Raw genomic sequence first — 18941 nt, forward strand, 5'->3', positions numbered from 1 at the left:
CGACCGACGACCGACGACCGACGACCGTCCGCAGGCAGCGCGCACAACTCCCGCGTTCAGCCATCCCGCCGCACCCCGTGCGGCTCCCCGCGCGCATCCGCGCGCCGCGTACAGGAGTTGACTTCCCATGGCTCAGACCTCCGGCAACCAGCAGTCCAAGCGCATCAGCGCCCGTGAGCGGATCCAGGAGGCGCAGCGCCTCGAACAGCTGGCGGCCAAGCGTCGTCAGCGGATCGTCGTGGCGGTGTCCGCCGTCGTGGTGCTCGCCCTCGCGGGCGGCACCGCCCTCGCGATCAACTCGGCGTCGGGCAAGAACGAGACGCCGGCCACAGCCGGCGCGCCCGCACCCGCGCCGACCGAGCTGGTCGTCCCGGCGAACGCCTCCGGTCCGGACGGCACGGTGATCACCTACGGCAAGGCCGACGCCCCGCACACCATGGCGGTGTACGAGGACTTCCGCTGCCCGATCTGCAAGCACTTCGAGGCGGCGAACGGCGAGACGGTCAAGAAGCTGACCGAGGACGGCTCGATCAAGGTCGAGTTCCACCTCGCGGCGTTCCTGGACAGCAGCCTCGGCGGCAAGGGCTCGCACACCGCGCTGGCCGCCGTGGGCGCCGCGCTGAACGAGGGCGTGGACAAGTTCAAGCAGTTCCACGACGTGCTGTACGCCAACCAGCCCGACGAGCGGGAGGACGGCTTCGGCAACGTCAACCGCATCCTCGACCTGGCCGGCCAGGTGCCCGGCCTGAAGACGGACGCCTTCGTGAAGGCCGTCACGGACCGGACGTACGCGCCGTGGGCGGCGAAGGTCGCGGACGCGTTCAACGACAGCGGGGTGACGGGCACCCCGACGGTCAAGGTGGACGGCAAGCCGATCACCCTGTTCAGCGGAAAGGCCACGGTGACGCCCGAGCAGTTCACCGCCCAGGTCAAGCAGGCCGCCGGCCTGCAGTAAGCACGGCACCACCGGCCCGGCCGAACCCCGGCCGGGCCGGCCCCTCCCAGCCACCGGAGTGTGCTGCCATGACCGCCGCGACCCCTGTGCACCTCTCCTGCCCCGTCCCCGGCGCCGCCGGCCGTGCGCCGGTCGGCGCGGGCCGGGTGTTCTCCCTGCTGCTGTTCCTCGGCGGGCTGGTCGGGCTGGCCGCCTCGGCCGTCCTGACCTTCGACAAGCTCCGCCTCCTGGAGAACCCCTCCTACATCCCCAGTTGCAACGTCAATCCGGTGATCAGCTGCGGTTCGGTGATGCGCACCGAGCAGGCGGAGGTCTTCGGCTTCCCGAACCCGCTGCTGGGGCTGGCCGCCTTCGGTGCGCTGGCGGCGATCGGGGCTGGGCTGCTGGCCGGCGCCGCGTACCGGCGCTGGTTCTGGCTGGGACTGCACGCGGGCACTCTGCTGGGGGTGGTGTTCGTGCACTGGCTGATCGACCAGGCGCTGTACGACATCGGCGCGCTGTGCCCGTACTGCATGGTGGTGTGGGCGACGGTGGTGGTGCTGTTCTGGTACACCACGCTGCACAACCTGCGCACCGGGGTGATCCCGGTGGGCCCGCGGCTGCGGACGGTCGTGCGGGAGGCGGCGCGCTACCACTGGGCGGTGCCGGTGCTGTGGGCGGCGGTGATCGCGCTGCTGATCCTCAACCGGTTCTGGTACTACTGGAGCACCCTGGTCTGACGCTGCGTCACCCGACGTAGCCCGCGGAGTGCAGCAGCGCGGTGGCGCCGGTGCGCCGGGCCTCCAGGGCCCGGTTGAGCCGGCGCGCCGCACAGGGGTGCAGCAACGCGGACGCCTGTGCGGGGGTGAAGTACCCGTAGTCGGCGATCTCCTCGACCTGCACCCGGACGGCGGCGCCGGCCCCGACCGTACCGCCGTCGAACATGAACTGCACGGCGGGGTAGGCGTGTTCGCCCTGTCCGGGGATCGGGTCGCGCCACTCGACGACGAGCAGCCGCAGCCCCTCGGCCACCAGCCCGGTCTCCTCGCACAGTTCGCGGGCCGCACAGTCGGCGGGGCCCTCGCCCGGGTCCATCGCCCCACCGGGGAACTGCCACTGGGCGCGGTAACTGGCCTTCAGCAGCAGGACGTTGCCCACCCGGTCGGTGAGCAGCACACTGCAGCCGACGTAGGCGCGCAGCAGCCCGGCCAGCCAGTCCTGCTCCGAGAGCCAGGTGTCCGTCATCGCGCCTCCTCCGCCGGTGCCCTGTCGCGGTGGCCACTCTGCCGCAACCCCGGTGCCCGATGCGGTGGTTCGTACCCTAGTCCACCCGATCGGGTACCGGACAGGCCCTAGCCGAACACGGCCCGCCGGTAGGCGTTGCGCAGGTCGGTGAGCGGCTGGATGGCGCGGCCGTAGTGGACCTTGTTGGTGAGCAGGAGCGCCCACCGGCCGAGACGGCGGGAGATCCAGATGCCGGTGCCGGTGAAGCCGTAGTGGACGAAGGTGCCCTCGGCGGGGTCGGTGCCGGGGGCGTGCTGCCAGGACAGGCCGCGGGCGGGGGCGAGGCCGCCGGTCTGTTCGCGCAGTGACTCGGCGATCCAGTCCTCGCCCCAGGGCAGTCGGGGCGGCGGCGCGAGCAGCGCGGTGAGGAATCGGGCGAGGTCGCGGGCGGTGGAGAAGGCCCCGGCGTGGCCGGAGACGCCGCCGAGCAGCCGGGCCGAGGGGTCGTGGACGACGCCACGCAGGTGGCCACCGGCCCGCCGGTCGTACTCGGTGGGTGCGGTGCGGGCGGTGTCGGCGGGGCCGAGCGGTCCGTACCGGGTGTCGGTCATGGCGAGCGGCCGCCACGCCCAGCGGGCGGCGAGTTCGTCCAGCGGTGCGCCGCCGAGGTCCTCGACGAGGTAGCCGAGCAGGACGGCGGCGCGGTCGGTGTACTCGACGGCCGTCCCGGGGGTGCGGTGCAGCGGGGCGGAGATCACCCCGGCCCGGATCGCGCCGAGGTCGCGTCCGTAGAGCTTCTCGAAGCCGGTGTGCGGGAGCATTCCGGCGGTGTGGGTGAGGAGTTGACGGGCGGTCACCTCACCGGCCGGGTGCCCGCCGGCGGGCGGCCACCAGCGGCCGAGCGGTTCGTCGAGCGGCAGCCGACCGGCCTGCCGGAGCACCCCCGCGCAGGGCCAGAGCGCGACGATCTTGGTGAGGCTGGCGAGGTCGTACCGGGTGTCCGGCCCCGGGGCGAGCCGCGCGTACGGGCCCTGCCCGAGCACTCCGTGACAGCCTTCGCCGAGCGTCCCCCGGGCGTCGCCGACGGCCCAGACGGCGCCCGCCCCGACCGTGCGCACACCGCCCTGGACCAGCCGGTCCAGCTCCCCGCAGGGTGCGGCCAGGGCGGGGAGCCGATCAGCTCCTGGCGGTCGGTGGCTCATCCGTCCCCCCTCCGAGGCGTCGGCGAGCCTACCCGGCGGGCGGTCGGATCAGGCCGACGCCGACAGGTCCTTGCCGAGGCAGATGCTCTGCGGGTCATCGCGGTAGATGCCGAACTTCGGAATCGCGCCGTACCCCTCGGACCCGTACAACGCCACGGCCTCGGGCTGCTCGGTGCCGGTCTCGAGTATGACCCGGGTGCGCCCGGCCTCGGCGGCGCTCTGCTCCAGGCGGCGCAGCACCGCCCGGGCCAGACCGCGGCCGCGGGCGGCGGGGACCACGAACATCCGCTTCAGCTCGGCGTCACCGTCGCGCACCCCGTCGAACCCGGCCCGCTTGGCCCGCCAGCCCCCGCAGGCGACCGGCCGCTCGTCGAGGTAGGCGATCAGGAACAGGCCGGCCGGCGACTCGAAGTCGTCGGCGTGCAGCACGGTGTCGTCGGGGTCGCCGTAGCGGCGAACGTACTCCTGCTGCACTTCCGCCGACAGGGCCTGGGCATCGGGGTGGGCGTAGCCGGTGACGCGGAACTCGACGGTTCCGGCCACCGCGGTGGTGCTCTCCATGGTTGGAGAGCCTACGACCTGGATTCAGCGGGCCTCGAACCGGGCGACCAGGTCGTCCTTGCCGAACATCCGGGCGGTGTCGACGGCGTTCGGGGCGCCGGCGGCGGGGTCGGCGCCGCCGGACAGCAGGACGGCGAGTACGTCCTCGGCGCCCTTGAAGACAGCGCCGGCGAGCGGGGTCTGGCCGCGGTCGTTGGCCCGGTTCGGGTCGGCGCCGCGCGCCAGCAGGGCCTCGACGGTCGCGGCGTGGCCGTGGTAGGCGGCGAGCATGAGCAGGGTGTCGCCGCGGTCGTTGGTGAGGTCGGCGGGGGCGCCCGCGTCCACGTAGGCGGCCAGCGTGTCGGTCTCGCCGACCCGGGCGGCGTCGAAGAGCTTTCCGGCCAGGGCGATCACCTCCGCGTCGGGGGCGTCGGCGGGCTGCTGGTGGGCGGCGTCGGTCATGGCGGGCGGCCTTTCCGGTCTGCGGGTGGAGGGAGCTGCGCGTACCGCACCGTAGCGGCCGGGCGCCCGACCGGGCCAGCGCGCGTCCGGATGGCGGAAGGCGTCATTCGAGCGATCCGGCACCGGCGCGACGGGTGCGCCGACGGACAACACACGGGTGCGCGGGCTCCGGGGCCATTCGAGCGAACTTCCCCGGCCCCTCGGAAACCTCCCGCCCGTCCGACGGGAATGCCTCGCCACGCTGGAACTACGCGCTCCACGGCCCCACCCGGCCGGTTCGCATACCTCCGCCCCGACTCCAGGGCGGTATTGAACGGGAAAACCACCCATTTGCACCGTTCCATCATCTATTACTTTTTGTCACGATTAGTGCACTTTCCGTAACACCGTCCCCGTCCCCCTCCCCGAGGAGCAGAACGTGATCCTCTCGATTTCCGGCATCGTCCTGTTCGGCACCATCGCCTTTCTGTTCTTCCGCAGGGACGGGCTAAAGATCTCCCACGCCGTCGTCTGTGCCCTCCTCGGCTTCTACGTCGCCGGCTCCTCGATCGCGCCGAGCATCACCGCCGGCGGTGCCAGCCTGGCGAGCCTGCTCGGCGGCCTCAAGTTCTAGCGCTTCCACTCCCCCGCACGGGCCCGGGCGCGGATCCCACCGCCCCGGGCCCCGCCGTACCACGAGCCCCGCCCCCTTCACCCCACCCGTCCCACTCGCCCGGGGAGTCAAGGAATGCCGCTCAACCGCCATCTCAGCAAGGGCCGAGAGATCGCCCGAACCGCCGGGGACCACGCCTCCGACATGGTCGCCCCGCTCTCCGTGATCGGCCGTGGACTGCGCCACCACGCCGGCTGGGCCAGGGACCGCTGGAACGCCACCCCGAAGGACCGCCGCGGCCCGACCCTGTTCCTGACCGCCTCGATGCTGGTCGGCGTCTACCTGTTGCCGCACGGCCTGCTGTTCGCCCTGATCGCGCTGATGGCCAGTGCCGCCTGGGCCGGCCGGGCCCCCAAGGCACCGCCCGCACCGCCCGCACCGGACGTCGCCGACGTCAAGCTCGGCGCGCTCTACGCGGCGCTCACCCCGTACCTGTGCGGCCCCGAGGAGGCCAACCCGCTGTACCACTACGAGGGCAGCTACAAGAGCGCCTTCAGCTCCTGGGAGTTCGACGACGAGGGCCGGCTCTCCCGGCTGGAACTCGGCTACCCGCCGTACTTCACCGACACCGAGCCGGCCGCCCGGGCCCGGATCGAGCAGGTCGTCCAGGGCAAGGCCGGACGGGCCCGGGAGTATCGCTTCGACTGGGACGAGGAGTCCAACCGGCTGCGGATCACCGCGCTCGCCCCGCTGCCCACCGACATCGTCGCCCAGCGCTTCGTGGCCGCCCCCGGCGAGATCGTGCTCGGCTTCACCGACGAGGACGGCACCGCCCGGACCATCCCGGTCACCCAGGGCGGAGCGGTCACCCAGCAGCCGCCGGTGGTCTGGCGCACCGGCCCGCGCTCGGCCGAGCCGCACCTGCTGGCGTTCGGCGCCACCGGCTACGGCACCTCGAGTCTGATCCGCTCGATCGCGCTCCAGGCACTCCCGTACGGCGACCTGGTGGTGATCGACGGCGCGGGCACCGGGGAGCACGCCTGCCTGGTCAACCGGCCCGGCGTGCACACCGTGGAGACCAGCCTGCGCGGCGCGCTGGCCGCGCTGGAGTGGGCCGCCCAGGAGACCGACCGCCGGCTCGCCGCGCTGAACGCCGCCCGGCACGCCGGCACCGCCCCGCCCGAGGACGCGACCCGGCCGCTGTGGCTGCTGCTGGACCACCCGACCGAGCTGAGCGAGCTCGCCCACGCCGAGGGCCGCCCGGACCCGCAGGACCTGCTGGAGCTGCCCCTGCGGCACGGCCGCGCCGCCCGCGTCACCGTGGTGATCGCCGACGCCGTCGAGGCCGGGGAGCGGATCACCCCGACCGTGCGGGCCACCACCCGGGCCCGGGTCGTGCTCGGCCCCACCGGCCCCGCGGAGAGCCACGCCGCGCTCGGCGCGCCGCTGGACATCGCGCCCGCCGCGCACGCCCCCGTCGGCCGCGGCTACGCCCGGATCGGCAACGGCGCACCCGTCCGGCTGCAGGTGCCCGCCACCGTCGACCCGCTGGACGACGAGGCCCCGGCCCCACTGCGGGACGCGGTGATCGCCCTGCTGCCGCACCGCGACACCCGCACCGAGGCCGCGGCTGACCTGCCGCCCCGGCCGGAGCACCCGCCGGTCGCCCCACCGGCCGAGTCGGCCCCGCAGGCCCACCCGGTCGACCTCGCCAAGGGCGAGCCGATGATCCGTTCCCGTCCGATCTCCTGACGACAGCGGACGGGGCGCCGACGGGTTGCGAATCCCGTCCCGGTACGCTCGTCCCGGAAAGGCCGACCGATCACCGGATGTGAAATAGGTGACACCTGGGGTGATATCCGCGGCCAGATGTGACAAATCGGGCGCCGGTGGGTACAAACAGGGGCGGCACGACAGACGACGCATGTCCCGGGACGGGAATCTTCGTCGGAAGCCGAGCGTTGACCGAACGACGAAGAACAGCGACCACTAGTCCTGTGGGCCATAAGCCCGGGAGGCACGATTCATGAGCGAGCGAGCTCTCCGCGGCACGCGACTCGGGGCCACTAGCTACGAGACCGACCGTGGTATCGATCTGGCTCCCCGCCAGACCGTCGAGTATGCATGTCAGAACGGACACCGATTCGAGGTTCCTTTCTCGGTCGAGGCGGAGATCCCCGCGACCTGGGAATGCCGCTTCTGCGGCCAGGAGGCGGCACTCCTCGACGGTGACGAGCCGGAAGAGAAGAAGACCAAGCCCACGCGCACCCATTGGGACATGCTGATGGAGCGCCGGACCCGCGAGGAACTGGAGGAGGTACTGGCCGAGCGACTGGCCGTGCTCCGCTCGGGCGGAATGAACCTCGCGGTGCACCCGCGGGACACCCGCAAGAGCGCCTGACCTCGCTCCCGCTTCGGCGGGAGGACGCGAAAAGGGACCCTGGCCACCAGGGTCCCTTTCGCGTTCCCGCCGCCGGGGGGGGGGCGCCCCCGGGGGGGGCCCCCCCCGGGGGGGGGGGGCCCCCCCGGGCGGGGGGGGGGGGCCCGCGCCCCCCCCCCCCCCCCCCCCCCCCCCCCCCCCCGGGTGGGGGGTCAGCCCGCGATCGGCGGGCGGTAGCCGGTGTCCGGGCCCTGCGGACCGCGCGGGCCCGCGTCCGGCTCCACCACCTCGCCCTGGATCACCTTGCCGTCCGGGCGGTGGATGCGCAGGTGCTCCTGCAGCCGCATCGCGTCCGCGAACGGATCGGTGCCGGCGGCGACGGTGCCGCGCAGCGCCTTGTCGGCCACCCGGCGCCCGACGGCCCGCCAGAGCGCCCGGGTGGGCGGCAGCAGCAGGGTGAGCGCCACCACGTCCGACAGGAAGCCCGGGACGATCAACAGCAGGCCGGCCAGCACCGTCAGGCTGGTGCCGGTCTGGGGCTGCTCGGACTTCGGGTCCTTGCTCTGCTCGATCGCCGCGGACAGCGCCTTCAGTCCGGCCCGCTTGATCAGCGAACCGCCGATCAGCGCGCCCGCGATGAGCAGCATCACGACGACGAATCCGCCCAGCCACGAGCCCACTTGGACCAGCAGCCAGATCTCCAGCACCAGCCAGGCGGTGATCAGCAGCGGCAGCACCCGGCGGAGCTTGCCGCGCGGTGCCGGACGGGTGGGGGTAGCTTGCTGGGTCACGGTACGAATCCACTCCAAGCAGTGCTCTGCGCGCCGCACGGGAGGTCCGGGCCGGCTACGGCACCACCTGGTCCAACGATCCCTCGGCGGCCGGTGTTCCGGCGGCCTTCCGGTCGCGGCGGCCGACCAGCAGGCCCGCGGCGCAGGCCAGCAGGCCCGCGAGGGCCAGCGTCCACTCCGGGACGGCGCCGACCCGGTCGGCGAGCGTGGTGCCGTCGCGCAGCGGGACGACCGCCGACAGCTCGGCCGCGGTCAGCTCCCCGGTGCGCTGCACCACCGTGCCGTCCGGGGCGATCACCGCGCTGATGCCGCTGGTCGCGGCGATCAGCACGGCCCGGCCGTGCTCGACCGCGCGCAGCCGGCTCATCGCGAGCTGCTGCTCGGGCTGCCCGGTCTTGGCGTAGGTCGCGTTGTTGGTCTGGACCACCAGGACGCGGGCGCCGCTGTCCACGGTGTCGCGGACGATCTCGTCGTAGGCGACCTCGAAGCAGATCACGTCGCCGATCCGGGCCGGACCGAGCTGCATGACGCCGTTGTGGTCGCCGGGGTAGAAGTCCCGGGCGACCCGCTGGAGGCGGGTGATCACCTTCATCAGCTGGGCGCGGAACGGCACGTACTCGCCGAAGGGGACGGGGTGTTGCTTAGTGTAGGAGGCGCCGGGGCCGGTCTTCGGGTCCCAGACGATGCCCTCGTTCTGGACGTGCTGCGCGTCCGGGCCGTCCACCAGGGTGCCGACCAGGGTGGGCACGCCGATCGTCTTCACGGCCTGGTCGATGCGCTGGTAGGCGAGCGGGTCGCTGAACGGGTCCAGGTCGGAGGAGTTCTCCGGCCAGATCACGATGTCGGGGCGCTCGACCTTGCCGGCCGCGATGTCGGCGGAGAGGCGCTCGGTCGCCACCGCGTGGTTGTTGAGGACCATCATCGGGCGGCCCAGGAAGTCCATGCCCGGGTTGGGCACGTTGCCCTGGACGATGGCGACCTTCACGGTGTCGGCCGGCGCCGTCGGCACCGGGACGAGGTAGCCGGCCAGCAGCGCGGCCACCGCGCCCAGCGCCGCCAGCGCGGCGGCCTTCGGGGCCTTGAGCGGCCCGCGCAGGCGCAGCGCGGCCCAGGCCAGCAGCGCGCCCGAGAGGGCGACCGCGAAGGTCACCAGCGGTGCGCCGCCGAGCGCTGCCAGCGGGGTGAAGGGGGTCGCGGTGTTGGCGAAGGCGAGGCGGCCCCACGGGAAGCCGCCCAGCGGCAGCCGGTCGCGCGCCCACTCCTGGGTGATCCACAGACAGGCGGCCCAGAGCGGCCAGGCCGGCAGCCGGGAGGTGAGGGCCAGGCCGCTGCCGAGCACGGCGAGGAACAGTGCCTCGACGACCGACAGGCCGACCGTCGCGTCCCAGCCGACCACCCGCAGCCAGCTGAGCAGCATCAGGAAGAACGGCAGGCCGAAGGCGAAGCCCGTCCAGGCCGCCTGGCGGACGGTGCGGCCCCGGGTGAGCAGCGAGAGCGCGGCGACACCGAGCAGCGACAGCGGCCACAGGTCGAAGGGCGGGAAGGCGAGGGCGAGCAGCAGGCCCGCCAGAGCCGCGAGGCCGGTCCGGGGAAGACCGGCCCGGACCTTGGCCACGGCGCGGGCGGCCCGGCCGGGCCTGGGCGCCGACTCCGCCGGCTCGGGGGCGGCCCCGGACCGCTCCTGGGTGACGGGCATGGCCACCGGCGCACCATCTTCCTGGGTCTTGCTGTTCGGACGCTGTCCGAAGAAGGTACCCCGGAACGTCAGTGAAGCGTGAGGTCAGGGTGGTGGCGACGGCAGGCCCTCGGCGGGGTCGGTCCGGTGGCGGGGTCAGCGGCTCGCGTACCGGACCTCGTCCAGCGGCCACCGCTCGGAGAGCCAGGCGCGGACGGCCCGGTACAGCGGGGCGTCGAGTTCGGCGCGGTCGGCGCGGACCCAGGAACTGACGACCGCCACGGACGGGTCCTCGCGGTCGGGGTGGAGGTAGACGCAACCGATCACCTCGCCCCCGGCGGGGTCCAGGACGGTGTAGGTGAAGCCGGCGCGGTTCGCGAAGTCGGCGGCGTGCCCGCGCAGGTCGGCCAGGTTCTGCTCCGCCGTCATCCCGGCGACGGGCGGCCAGTTGCGGCCGACGAAGCCGGGGGTGGCGCGGATGTGCTCGATGCTGCTGGTCCAGGCGGCGAGGTCCGAGTCGTTGTGCTGCTCGCCCAGGGGCTCCAGGCGGAACTCCGGGGCGAGCAGCTCGCGGGGGACGGTGAAGTCGGCGGGCACCGGCGGGTGGGTCGTCATGGCGATCAACCTAGGGCCCTTCTCCGCACTCCCGCCTGGGTCTATTCGGCGGCCCGGTGCACGGTGCGGCCGCGGACGACGGTGCGCAGGCAGGCCGGCAGGGGGCGGCCGGGGGTGAGGTCGGGCAGGCCGGGGGTGCCGGAGCGCGGGTCGGTGGACCAGCCCGCCACCCGGGAGTCGGGGGCCTGGACGACCAGTTCGTCCGCGGCCCAGATCGCGTAGCTGGCGACCGCACCGGGCACCAGCACGCCGTCCTGGTCGCGGCCGATCGCGCGCCAGCCGCCGCGGGTGTGCGCGATGAAGGCGGCGCGTACGGAGATCCGGTGCTCCAGCGTCTGGTGGAAGGCGGCCGCGCGGACGGTGCCCCAGGGGTCGAGTGGGGTGACCGGGGCGTCCGAGCCGAAGGCCAGCGGGACGCCGGCGCGCAGCAGGGCGGCGAAGGGGTTGAGCGCCGCAGCCCGCTCGGCTCCGAGGCGCTGGACGTACATGCCGTCCGGGCCGCCCCAGGCGGCGTCGAAGGCAGGCTGGACCGAGGCGGTGAGGCCGAGTTCGGCGAAGGCGGCGATGGCCTTGTCGTCCAGCGCCTCGGCGTGCTCGACGCGGTGGCGCAGAGCCTTGACACGCCCGGCCCCGACCCGCTCCCCGGCGGCCCGGACGCCGTCGAGGACGGCGGTCACGGCCGCGTCGCCGATGGCGTGGAAGCCGGCCTGGAGCCCGGCCTCGGTGCAGGCGGCGACGTGGTCGGCGACCTGCTCGGCGGTCAGGTAGGCGGTGCCGGTGTGGGCGGCATCGGCGTACGGGGTGTGCAGGCAGGCGGTGTGCGAGCCCAGCGCGCCGTCCACGAAGAGGTCGCCACCGGCGCCCGCCGCGCCGAGCCGACGGGCCGTCTCGACGCCGCCCAACTCGCCCCAGTAGCCGAAGACTTCTGGCCCCTCGTGGTCGGCCGCGAGGGCCAGCAGGGCGGCCAGGTCGGCTTCGGAGGAGATCTCCGGGCCGGCGCACTCGTGCAGCGCGCCGATGCCGAGCTCGGCGGCCCGGGTGAGGGTCGCGCGCTGGGCGCGGCGGCGCTGCTCGGGGGTGAGGTGGGCGAGCGCGGTCTGCCGGACGGCGTGGTGGGCGTCCTTGGTGAGCGGGCCCTCGGCGGAGTGGCCGGGCCGCTCCGTCAGGCCGCCGGCCAGGGTGCGCAGCGCGGTGGTGGCGAGGGCGGAGTGCACGTCGGTGCGGGAGAGGTAGAGCGCGGCGCCGCGGGCGGCGGCGTCGAGTTCGGCGAGCGTGGGCGGGCGGCCCTCGGGCCAGCCGGTCTCGTCCCAGCCGTGGCCGATCAGCACCCCGCCGGGCTCGGGCTGGGCGTCGACGAAGTCCGCGACGGCGGCGAGGGCGGCGGTCAGCGAGGGGCTGCCGGTGAGGTCGAGGCCGGTGAGCGCCAGGCCGGTGGCGGTGGCGTGCACGTGGGCGTCGACGAAGGCGGGGGTGACCAGGGCGCCGTCCAGCTCGACGATCTCGTCGGCGGTGGCGGCGTACGCCTCGGCGGCACCGTCGCTGCCGACCCAGGCGATGTGCTCGCCCTCGACGAGCATCGCGGTGGCGAAGGGGTCGGCGGGGCTGTAGACGGCGCCGCCGCGCAGCAGGACGGTCCGGGAAGTGCGTTCGGTCATGCCGCTAAGTCTGCACCTGCGGGGTTCGTGCTCAGATCTTCGGGGGTCGGGCCTCGTACGGGGTGGAGAGGACGACGGTGGTGCGGGTGGAGACGCCGGCGGCGCTGCGGATGCGGGCGAGCAGGTCCTCCAGGTCGCCGGGGGCGCCGACGCGCACCTTGAGGATGTAGTTCTCGTCGCCGGCGACGCTGTGGCAGGCCTCGATCTCGGGCAGGCCGGCCAGCCGTTCGGGGGTGTCGTCCGGGGCGCTGGGGTCGAAGGGTTTGACCGAGATGAACGCGGTCAGCGCCAGATCGACGGCGTCGGGGTCGATGATCACGGTGTAGCCGCGGATCACCCCGCGCTGTTCGAGGCGGCGCACCCGCTGGTGCACCGCCGAGGTGGACAGGCCGGTGGCCTTGCCCAGGTCCGTGTAGCTCATCCGGCCGTCCTCTAGGAGCAGCTGGACGATGCGTTGGTCGAGATCCTCCACAGTGCGCAAACCTACCCGGTCGGGGGCACGGGGGGCGCACGCGGTGTCACAACGGGCGGCCACAGGTGTCATCCGGGCAAATGCCGGGCGAATGTGGCGGTGGATGTGGCCAAGGACACACCCGGTGCATCACGGTGCACCGGACCGCAGGGTTATGAGCCCGAATCGCAGGGAAGTGCTGGTCTTGGCCCCGGGCGACCACGCCGGGCCCGATCCGAGGGGGATCCTCATGCCGACTGACCAGCGTGCCCTGGGCGCCGACGAGACCGACGATACGACCGGCCGCGACGACCTCGCGGTCGATCACGGCCACGGCCCGGGCGTCGATCCGGGCGAGGCCGAGACCTGGGACATCTTCCGGGTCCACTGCCCCGAGTGCCGCCGCCCGATCGCCCTGGTGGCCGACGAGGAGCGGCTGCCGCAGCACGCGCTGCTGCCGACCGCCTGGAACCCCTTCGCCCCCGCGCTCTGCCCGGGCTCGGGCACGCCGACCGACGACCTCGACGAGGTGGAGAGCCCCGCGGACGCCCGACCCGCCGGGCTCGACGCGCTGTTCCGGCTCCCCACCGAACTCGACTGGCGCACCCAGCCGTTCTCGCACGCGGTGGCGCACCGGCCGGTGCGCACCGCCGCCGTCACCCCGACCATCCCGGAGCAGCGCCGCCACCTCGTCCGGCGCTGATCCGGCCGCCCGCACGGGCGGGTCGACGCAGCGCCGAAGACGCCTCCGGCCGTCACTCCGCACCCTGGAGTGACGGCCGGAGGCCGTTCGTGGAGGGCCTCGGCCCTCGGTTCGGTTCCTGCTTCAGCCCGCAGCGCGGCCCTCGGTTCAGACCGTGGTGCGGCCCCCGGCTCAGCCCTTGGTGAGGTGGCGGCCGATCACCAGGCGCTGGATCTGGTTGGTGCCCTCGACGATCTGCAGCACCTTCGCCTCGCGCATGTAGCGCTCGGCCGGGAAGTCCTGGGTGTAGCCGTAGCCGCCGAGCACCTGGACGGCGTCGGTGGTCACCCGCATCACGGCATCGGTGCAGAACAGCTTGGCCATCGCCGCCTCCTTGGAGAACGGCCGGCCCGCGTCCCGCAGCCGGGCGGCGGACAGGTAGAGCGCCCGTCCGGCCTCGATCTGGGTGGCCATGTCGGCCAGCATGAAGGACAGCCCCTGGAAGTCGGCGATCGGGCGGCCGAACTGGCGGCGGGTGCGCGCGTAGTCGACCGCGAGGTCGAGCGCGGCCTGCGCGACGCCGACCGCGCAGGCCGCGATGCCGAGCCGGCCGGAGTCCAGGGCGGCGAGCGCGATCTGGAAGCCCTGGCCCTCCTCGCCGATCAGCCGGCCGCGGGGGATCCGGGCGCCGTCGAAGTGCAGCTGCGCGGTCGGCGAGGAGCGCATGCCCATCTTGTGCTCCGGCGGGGCGGCCGACAGGCCCTGGGCGTCGCCCGGGACGAGCAGGCAGCTGATGCCCTTGGCGCCCTCGCCGCCGGTGCGCACCAGGGCGCTGTAGAAGTCCGCCCAGCCGCCGTGGGTGATCCACGCCTTGGTGCCGTTCACCACGTACGCGTCGCCGTCGAGGTCGGCCCGGGTGCGCAGCGCGGCCGCGTCCGAGCCGGACTGCGGCTCGGAGAGGCAGTAGGCGCCGAGCTGCTCGCCGGAGAGCATCCCGGGCAGCCACTGGGCCCGCTGCTCCTCGGTGCCGAAGGTGGCCAGCGCGTGGCAGGAGAGGGTGTGCACGCTGACGCCGAGGCCGATGGCCAGCCAGCCGGCCGCCAGCTCCTCCAGCACCTGCAGGTACACCTCGTAGGGCTGGTCGCCGCCGCCGTACTTCTCGTCGTAGGGCAGGGAGAGCAGGCCGGCCTCGCCGAGGGTGCGGAAGACCTCCCGCGGGAAGCGGCCGGCGGCCTCGTCCTCGGCCGCGCGGGGCTGCAGCTCGCGCTGGACCAGATCCCGGGTGAGGCTCAGCAGCTCGTGGGCCTCCTCGCTGGGCAGCTGGCGCTCCACGGCTTTCACAGGGGACGGGGTCATGGCGGCGGTCGCCTCCTCGTTCGGGCGCCGAACCGTGGTGTGGCTGGTCCGGCGCGGGTGTGGCAGGTCGGCCCGACCGGCACCGGATTACGGTGAACGGCCGTTCACAGGCATGGCGATGCGAGTATGCCGGAAACCCGCGTCGCCGTCACGATCACCCTGGAGGAACTGGCCGGAGTGGTGGGCTACGGCACCGTAGGGTTGACGTTGTGGCTGCATCCGGAACCCTCTCCCCCGTCCTTCCGCCCGCTACCGGCGACGCGTTGGCCTCGCTCGCGGCGGAACTGTGCGCGCTGCCGCCGTCCTGCGGACCGGTGCGGCTGGTCGCGGTGGACGGGCACGCGGGCTCGGGCAAGACGACCTTCGCCGGGCGGCTGGCGGCGGCGCTCGGCGGGGCGCCGGTGGTCCACCTCGACGATCTGGCCACCCACACCGAGCCCTTCGCCTGGGCCGGGCGGCTGCGTGCGCAGGTGCTGGAGCCGCTGGCGGCCGGCCGGGACGGCGCGCACGAGGTGTACGACTGGACGCTGCGCCGCTTCGCGGGCACGGCCGCGGTGCCGGCCGCCCCGGTGGTGCTGGTGGAGGGTGTCGGCGCCGGGCGGCGGGCGGTGCGGCCCTGGCTGGCCCGGGTGATCTGGATGGAGTTGGACGCCGCCGCGGCCCGGCGGCGCGGCGAGGAGCGCGACGGGCCGGAACTGGCCGAGTTCTGGGCCGGCTGGGCCCGGGCCGAATCGGCGCATTTCGCCGCCGATCCGAGCCGCCCGTTCGCCGGGACGAGGGTCGACGGGGTGACCGGGCGAATCACGCCGGACACCGTGGGTGAACCTTCAACAAGCCCTTGACCTGCGGCATCGCCAGGTTCTAGGTTCTCATCAGCCGCCGGAACGGGATGTTCCGGCCGCCTCGGACCCGGCGTCCCCGACTTGTTCCCCCGTGAGCCGGGGGCGCCGTCCGGTCCCTTTCCGAATGACGCTCCCCCACCGCCGATCCGGGCCGCCACCCGCTCAACGACCGCTCGCACGATCGTATTTGACTCCGTGCGGCACCCTTCCGGATCAGCGCCACGCCGGTACGATTCCTCGCAGGCGCATATGCGCCCGGGGGCTTCCGACCACCGGCCCGGCTGCACGCAGGCAACCCGCCACCGAGCCCCGGGCCAAGCCGCGGGGGGCGTGAGTGACGACGGTGGACAGTTCCGACAGCAACGCGGGCGGCCCGGACCGGCTCGCCGACCGCGCGTGGCAACGTGCCATGGACGCCTACACGGCGGGCGCGTACGCCCGCGCCGAGGAGGAGTTCCGCGCGGCCGTCCGCCTGGACCCGGGCATGGCCGACGCCTGGCTCGGCCTGCACGCGCTGCGCAGCGACACCTCGGCGGCGCTGCTGGCCATGTACCGCAACCAGAAACGGTTCGGTGAGCAACGGCACCGGCACCGACGGCCGCTCAGCTCCTGGTACTGGCTGGGCTGGTGGGTGCAGCCCGTCCTGGAGGACGCCCGCGACCTCGCGCTGGCGCACGCCTCGCACTGGCTGGACGGCCGCCACCTGGCCGAGTTGGACCGGGCGCTGGAACAGTGCCCGGCGCCCAGCGAGGACCCGTCCGCCCAGTTCCTGTACGCCTGCCGGTCCTATCTGCTCAAGGACTGGGAGCAGTTGGTCCGGGACACCGACCGGCTACTGGACGACCCGCTGCTGGGCATCGAGGCCGGGCTGTTCGCCGGCATGGCACGCGTCCGGCTGGACATGTGCGCCCAGGCGCAGGCGCCGCTGGCCGCCTCGCTGGCCCGCTGCCGCTCCGAGCAGCCGCAGCGCAAGGAACTGCGGTACTGGCTGGCCCGGGCGTACGAGGGAGCCGGGCGCAGTGCGGCCGCGCTGCCGCTCTACCGGGCGGTGCACCGGGCCGATCCGGTGTTCATGGACACCGCGGCGCGGCTGGCCGCGATCACGGCGGAGGACGCCCTGGCGGACGACCTGCCCGACGGCCTGTCGGACGCCTTGCCGGGCGGCCTGTCGAGCGGTCTGTCGAGCGGCGGTTCGTCGGTGGGCGGGCGGTCGGCCGGGATCGAGGACGTCGAGCCGGACGAGGCCGACCTTCAGGACGAGGCCGGGTACCCCGCGACGGGCGGGTTCGGCGACGGGGCGTCCGGGTTCACCGGCGGGCCCGGGTACACCGAGGAGGCCGGGTTCACCGAGGGACCGGGATTCTCGGACGGGCCCGGGTACGCGGACGGGCCCCGGTTCGCCTCGGGGCCGGGCCAGGGCGTCCCCCCGGCTCCGGACCTCGCACCGCAGGCGGCCGGCGAGCGATCGGGTGCACCGGGCGGCTCCGCCGCACCGGCGCCGCTGCCCGTCCGTGCCGAGGCCCAGCCCCGTACCGTCCCCGTGCCGGCCGCCCAACCGGTCGACGACGAGCGCGAGTTGGACGCCGCGCTGGCGGAACTCTCGCTGATGGTGGGCCTGGAGCCGGTCAAGCGCCAGGTGCGGGCGCTGTCGGCGCAGCTGCGGATGTCCAGGCTCCGGGCCGCGCAGGGCTTGCCCGTCCAGCCCCCCAAGCGCCACTTCGTCTTCTCCGGCCCCTCCGGCACCGGGAAGACCACCGTGGCACGGATCCTCGGCCGCGTCTTCCACGCCCTCGGACTACTCTCCGGAGACCACCTGGTCGAGGCCCAACGAGCCGACCTGGTGGGCGAGTTCCTCGGCCAGACCGCGGTCAAGGCGAACGAGTTGATCGACTCCGCGCTGGACGGCGTGCTGTTCATCGACGAGGCCTACAGCCTCTCCAACTCCGGCTACACCAAGGGCGACGCCTACGGCGACGAGGCGCTCCAGGTGCTGCTGAAGCGCGCCGAGGACAACCGCGACCGCCTGGTGGTGATCCTGGCCGGCTACCCCGAGGGCATGAACCGGCTGCTCGCCACCAACCCCGGCCTCAACTCCCGCTTCACCACCCGGGTCGACTTCCCCAGCTACCGCCCGAACGAGCTGACCGCGATCGGCGCCGCGCTGGCCGGCCGGGACGGCGACGGCTGGGACGAGGACGCGGCCGAGGAGCTGGCCAGCATCTGCACCCACGTGGTCCGCGAGGGCTGGATCGACGAGCTGGGGAACGGCCGGTTCATCCGCACCCTGTACGAGAAGTCCTGCGCCTACCGGGACCTGCGGCTCTCCCTGCTGCGCGAGCCGCCGGGCCGGGAGGACCTGGCGACCCTGCGCCTGCCCGACCTCGTCCAGGCCTACGGGGAACTGATCGACGGCCGCGGCTGAGACCGGCTCCCCCGGGCGTGTCCGGCCGTTTCCGCCCGGCGCGCGACGCCGGGGCACGCTGATCCGACGCGGATCGTCGGACACGCCCTCGCGCGCTCACCCCCGGAGCAGCTTCGCCTCGCGCTCGGGGTCGAGCCCGACGTTCGGCCGGTCGGCGCGCTGCGGGGCGCCGCCGCCGATCGACCGCAGCCAGGCCCAGGTGTCCCCGACCGTCTCGGCCACCGGCCGGCAGCGCAGCCCGGCGCCGACCGCCCGGGCCACGGACGCGCCGTGCAGGAAGTCGTACAGCTCGCCGGGCGCCAGCCAGATCGGCAGCTCCGTCCACGGCTCGACGCCGGCCGCCAGGATGCGCTCGGGGTCGGTCCAGCGCAGCTCGGCGTCCGAGCCGGTGACCCGCACACAGTCCTCCAGCAGCTCGCCCATCGTGGTGTGGCCCGCCGGGCTGACCACGTTGTACGGGCCGCCGAGCCGCGCCGCCACCGCGTCCAGGGTCCAGATCGCCAGGTCGCGGGCGTCGATGTACTGCAGCGGCAGGTCACGCGGGCCGGGGGCGAGCACCGGGCCGCCGCGGGCGATCCGGTTCAGCCACCAGGGCAGCCGGCCGATGTTCTCGTACGGGCCGAGGATCAGCCCGGCCCGTACGAGCAGGGCGCGCCCGCCGAACTCCGCCTCCAGCGCCAGCTCGGCACCGCGCTTGGCCTCCGCGTAGGGCACCTCGCCCTCGGCGTCCGGGGACGACGCGACCACCGGCGCCGACTCGTCCGCCCCGCCGACCGGCGGGTAGTCGTACACCGACCGGCTGGAGACGTACGCGTAGTGGCCGACCCGGCCGTTGAGCAGCCGGGCGCTGTCGCGCACCGACGCCGGGGCCCAGGACCAGGTGTCCACCACCGCGTCCCACTCCCCCGTCGCCAGCGCCGCGAGCCCGCCCTCGGCGGTGCGGTCGCCCGACAGCACGGTCACGCCCTCGGGCGCGGGCTGCGTGCCTCGGTTGAGGGCCGTCACCTCCCATCCCCTGGCCAGCGCCTCCTCGGCGACGGTCCGTCCGACGAAATTCGTTCCACCCAGCAGGAGAAGCCTCATGCCGACCACCCTGCGCCCGGGGTGGCCGGCATGGG

Annotated in this window: 19 protein-coding genes; 8 read left to right on the forward strand and 11 right to left on the reverse strand. The window is 74.2% G+C overall.

The features are described 5' to 3' along the window. The first annotated feature begins 127 nt into the window (after nucleotides 1-127). Both ACIO5E_RS27255 and ACIO5E_RS27260 read left to right on the forward strand, forming a co-directional pair. Entirely contained in the window at nucleotides 128-955 is an 828-nt protein-coding gene (locus ACIO5E_RS27255) for a DsbA family protein (RefSeq protein WP_400672574.1), read from the forward strand. 68 nt (nucleotides 956-1023) lie between these two features. Further along, nucleotides 1024-1674: a vitamin K epoxide reductase family protein gene (locus ACIO5E_RS27260; protein WP_400672577.1), complete on the forward strand. Its 651-nt coding sequence runs from the start codon at nucleotides 1024-1026 to the stop codon at nucleotides 1672-1674. A gap of 7 nt (nucleotides 1675-1681) precedes the next feature. Here the strand turns inward: ACIO5E_RS27260 and ACIO5E_RS27265 are convergent, their stop codons facing one another. The 4 genes from ACIO5E_RS27265 to ACIO5E_RS27280 form a co-directional block, all read right to left on the reverse strand. Beyond that, nucleotides 1682-2179: an NUDIX domain-containing protein gene (locus ACIO5E_RS27265; protein WP_400672580.1), complete on the reverse strand. Its 498-nt coding sequence runs from the start codon at nucleotides 2177-2179 to the stop codon at nucleotides 1682-1684. A 107-nt stretch (nucleotides 2180-2286) separates the two neighbouring features. After that, nucleotides 2287-3360, reverse strand: a complete 1074-nt coding sequence (locus ACIO5E_RS27270) for a serine hydrolase domain-containing protein (protein WP_400672583.1) — start codon at nucleotides 3358-3360, stop codon at nucleotides 2287-2289. Nucleotides 3361-3408: 48 nt separating this feature from the next. Next, nucleotides 3409-3921 (reverse strand): GNAT family N-acetyltransferase, encoded by a 513-nt coding sequence (locus ACIO5E_RS27275; protein WP_400672585.1) that lies wholly within the window; start codon nucleotides 3919-3921, stop codon nucleotides 3409-3411. A 24-nt stretch (nucleotides 3922-3945) separates the two neighbouring features. After that, the gene (locus ACIO5E_RS27280) at nucleotides 3946-4362 is read right to left on the reverse strand and encodes an ankyrin repeat domain-containing protein (protein ID WP_400672588.1); all 417 of its coding nucleotides are present in this window, start codon (nucleotides 4360-4362) and stop codon (nucleotides 3946-3948) included. A 418-nt stretch (nucleotides 4363-4780) separates the two neighbouring features. On the opposite strand from ACIO5E_RS27280, the gene ACIO5E_RS27285 reads away from it, so the two are divergent. The 3 genes from ACIO5E_RS27285 (at nucleotide 4781) to ACIO5E_RS27295 (ending at nucleotide 7355) form a co-directional block, all read left to right on the forward strand. Then, complete coding sequence (locus ACIO5E_RS27285; RefSeq protein WP_280685072.1) at nucleotides 4781-4975, forward strand: hypothetical protein; 195 nt, start codon at nucleotides 4781-4783, stop codon at nucleotides 4973-4975. Between the two features lie 114 nt (nucleotides 4976-5089). After that, the gene (locus ACIO5E_RS27290; RefSeq protein WP_400672591.1) at nucleotides 5090-6706 is read left to right on the forward strand and encodes a hypothetical protein; all 1617 of its coding nucleotides are present in this window, start codon (nucleotides 5090-5092) and stop codon (nucleotides 6704-6706) included. Nucleotides 6707-6980: 274 nt separating this feature from the next. Further along, nucleotides 6981-7355 carry an RNA polymerase-binding protein RbpA gene (locus tag ACIO5E_RS27295; RefSeq protein ID WP_031071348.1) on the forward strand — a complete coding sequence of 125 codons (375 nt, stop codon included), beginning with the start codon at nucleotides 6981-6983 and terminating at the stop codon, nucleotides 7353-7355. Nucleotides 7356-7546: 191 nt separating this feature from the next. Here the strand turns inward: ACIO5E_RS27295 and fxsA are convergent, their stop codons facing one another. From fxsA to ACIO5E_RS27320, 5 genes are all read right to left on the reverse strand, one after another. Beyond that, nucleotides 7547-8125, reverse strand: a complete 579-nt coding sequence (gene fxsA, locus ACIO5E_RS27300; RefSeq protein WP_400672593.1) for an FxsA family membrane protein — start codon at nucleotides 8123-8125, stop codon at nucleotides 7547-7549. 55 nt (nucleotides 8126-8180) lie between these two features. After that, entirely contained in the window at nucleotides 8181-9821 is a 1641-nt protein-coding gene (lnt, locus tag ACIO5E_RS27305) for an apolipoprotein N-acyltransferase (protein ID WP_400672595.1), read from the reverse strand. A 135-nt stretch (nucleotides 9822-9956) separates the two neighbouring features. Then, nucleotides 9957-10415: a GNAT family N-acetyltransferase gene (locus ACIO5E_RS27310; protein ID WP_400672598.1), complete on the reverse strand. Its 459-nt coding sequence runs from the start codon at nucleotides 10413-10415 to the stop codon at nucleotides 9957-9959. A 41-nt stretch (nucleotides 10416-10456) separates the two neighbouring features. Beyond that, nucleotides 10457-12070 carry an amidohydrolase gene (locus tag ACIO5E_RS27315; RefSeq protein ID WP_400672600.1) on the reverse strand — a complete coding sequence of 538 codons (1614 nt, stop codon included), beginning with the start codon at nucleotides 12068-12070 and terminating at the stop codon, nucleotides 10457-10459. Between the two features lie 31 nt (nucleotides 12071-12101). Then, nucleotides 12102-12542, reverse strand: a complete 441-nt coding sequence (locus tag ACIO5E_RS27320; protein WP_400672603.1) for an Lrp/AsnC family transcriptional regulator — start codon at nucleotides 12540-12542, stop codon at nucleotides 12102-12104. Nucleotides 12543-12771: 229 nt separating this feature from the next. Here ACIO5E_RS27320 and ACIO5E_RS27325 point away from each other — a divergent pair, with 229 nt between their 5' ends. Next, nucleotides 12772-13224 (forward strand): hypothetical protein, encoded by a 453-nt coding sequence (locus ACIO5E_RS27325; protein ID WP_400672606.1) that lies wholly within the window; start codon nucleotides 12772-12774, stop codon nucleotides 13222-13224. 171 nt (nucleotides 13225-13395) lie between these two features. Here ACIO5E_RS27325 and ACIO5E_RS27330 read toward each other — a convergent pair whose 3' ends face one another. Continuing rightward, nucleotides 13396-14559 carry an acyl-CoA dehydrogenase family protein gene (locus tag ACIO5E_RS27330; protein WP_400672609.1) on the reverse strand — a complete coding sequence of 388 codons (1164 nt, stop codon included), beginning with the start codon at nucleotides 14557-14559 and terminating at the stop codon, nucleotides 13396-13398. 209 nt (nucleotides 14560-14768) lie between these two features. Between ACIO5E_RS27330 and ACIO5E_RS27335 the strand changes: the two genes are divergently transcribed. Then, nucleotides 14769-15401 (forward strand): uridine kinase, encoded by a 633-nt coding sequence (locus tag ACIO5E_RS27335; RefSeq protein WP_400672612.1) that lies wholly within the window; start codon nucleotides 14769-14771, stop codon nucleotides 15399-15401. Between the two features lie 409 nt (nucleotides 15402-15810). Further along, nucleotides 15811-17823, forward strand: coding sequence for an AAA family ATPase (locus tag ACIO5E_RS27340; protein ID WP_400672974.1), 2013 nt, complete (start codon nucleotides 15811-15813; stop codon nucleotides 17821-17823). Nucleotides 17824-17919: 96 nt separating this feature from the next. Here ACIO5E_RS27340 and ACIO5E_RS27345 read toward each other — a convergent pair whose 3' ends face one another. Continuing rightward, nucleotides 17920-18906, reverse strand: a complete 987-nt coding sequence (locus ACIO5E_RS27345) for an NAD-dependent epimerase/dehydratase family protein (protein WP_400672614.1) — start codon at nucleotides 18904-18906, stop codon at nucleotides 17920-17922. Nucleotides 18907-18941: the final 35 nt, after the last annotated feature.

Source organism: Kitasatospora sp. NPDC087314 (assembly GCF_044744365.1).
In the GTDB taxonomy this organism is placed as follows: domain Bacteria; phylum Actinomycetota; class Actinomycetes; order Streptomycetales; family Streptomycetaceae; genus Kitasatospora.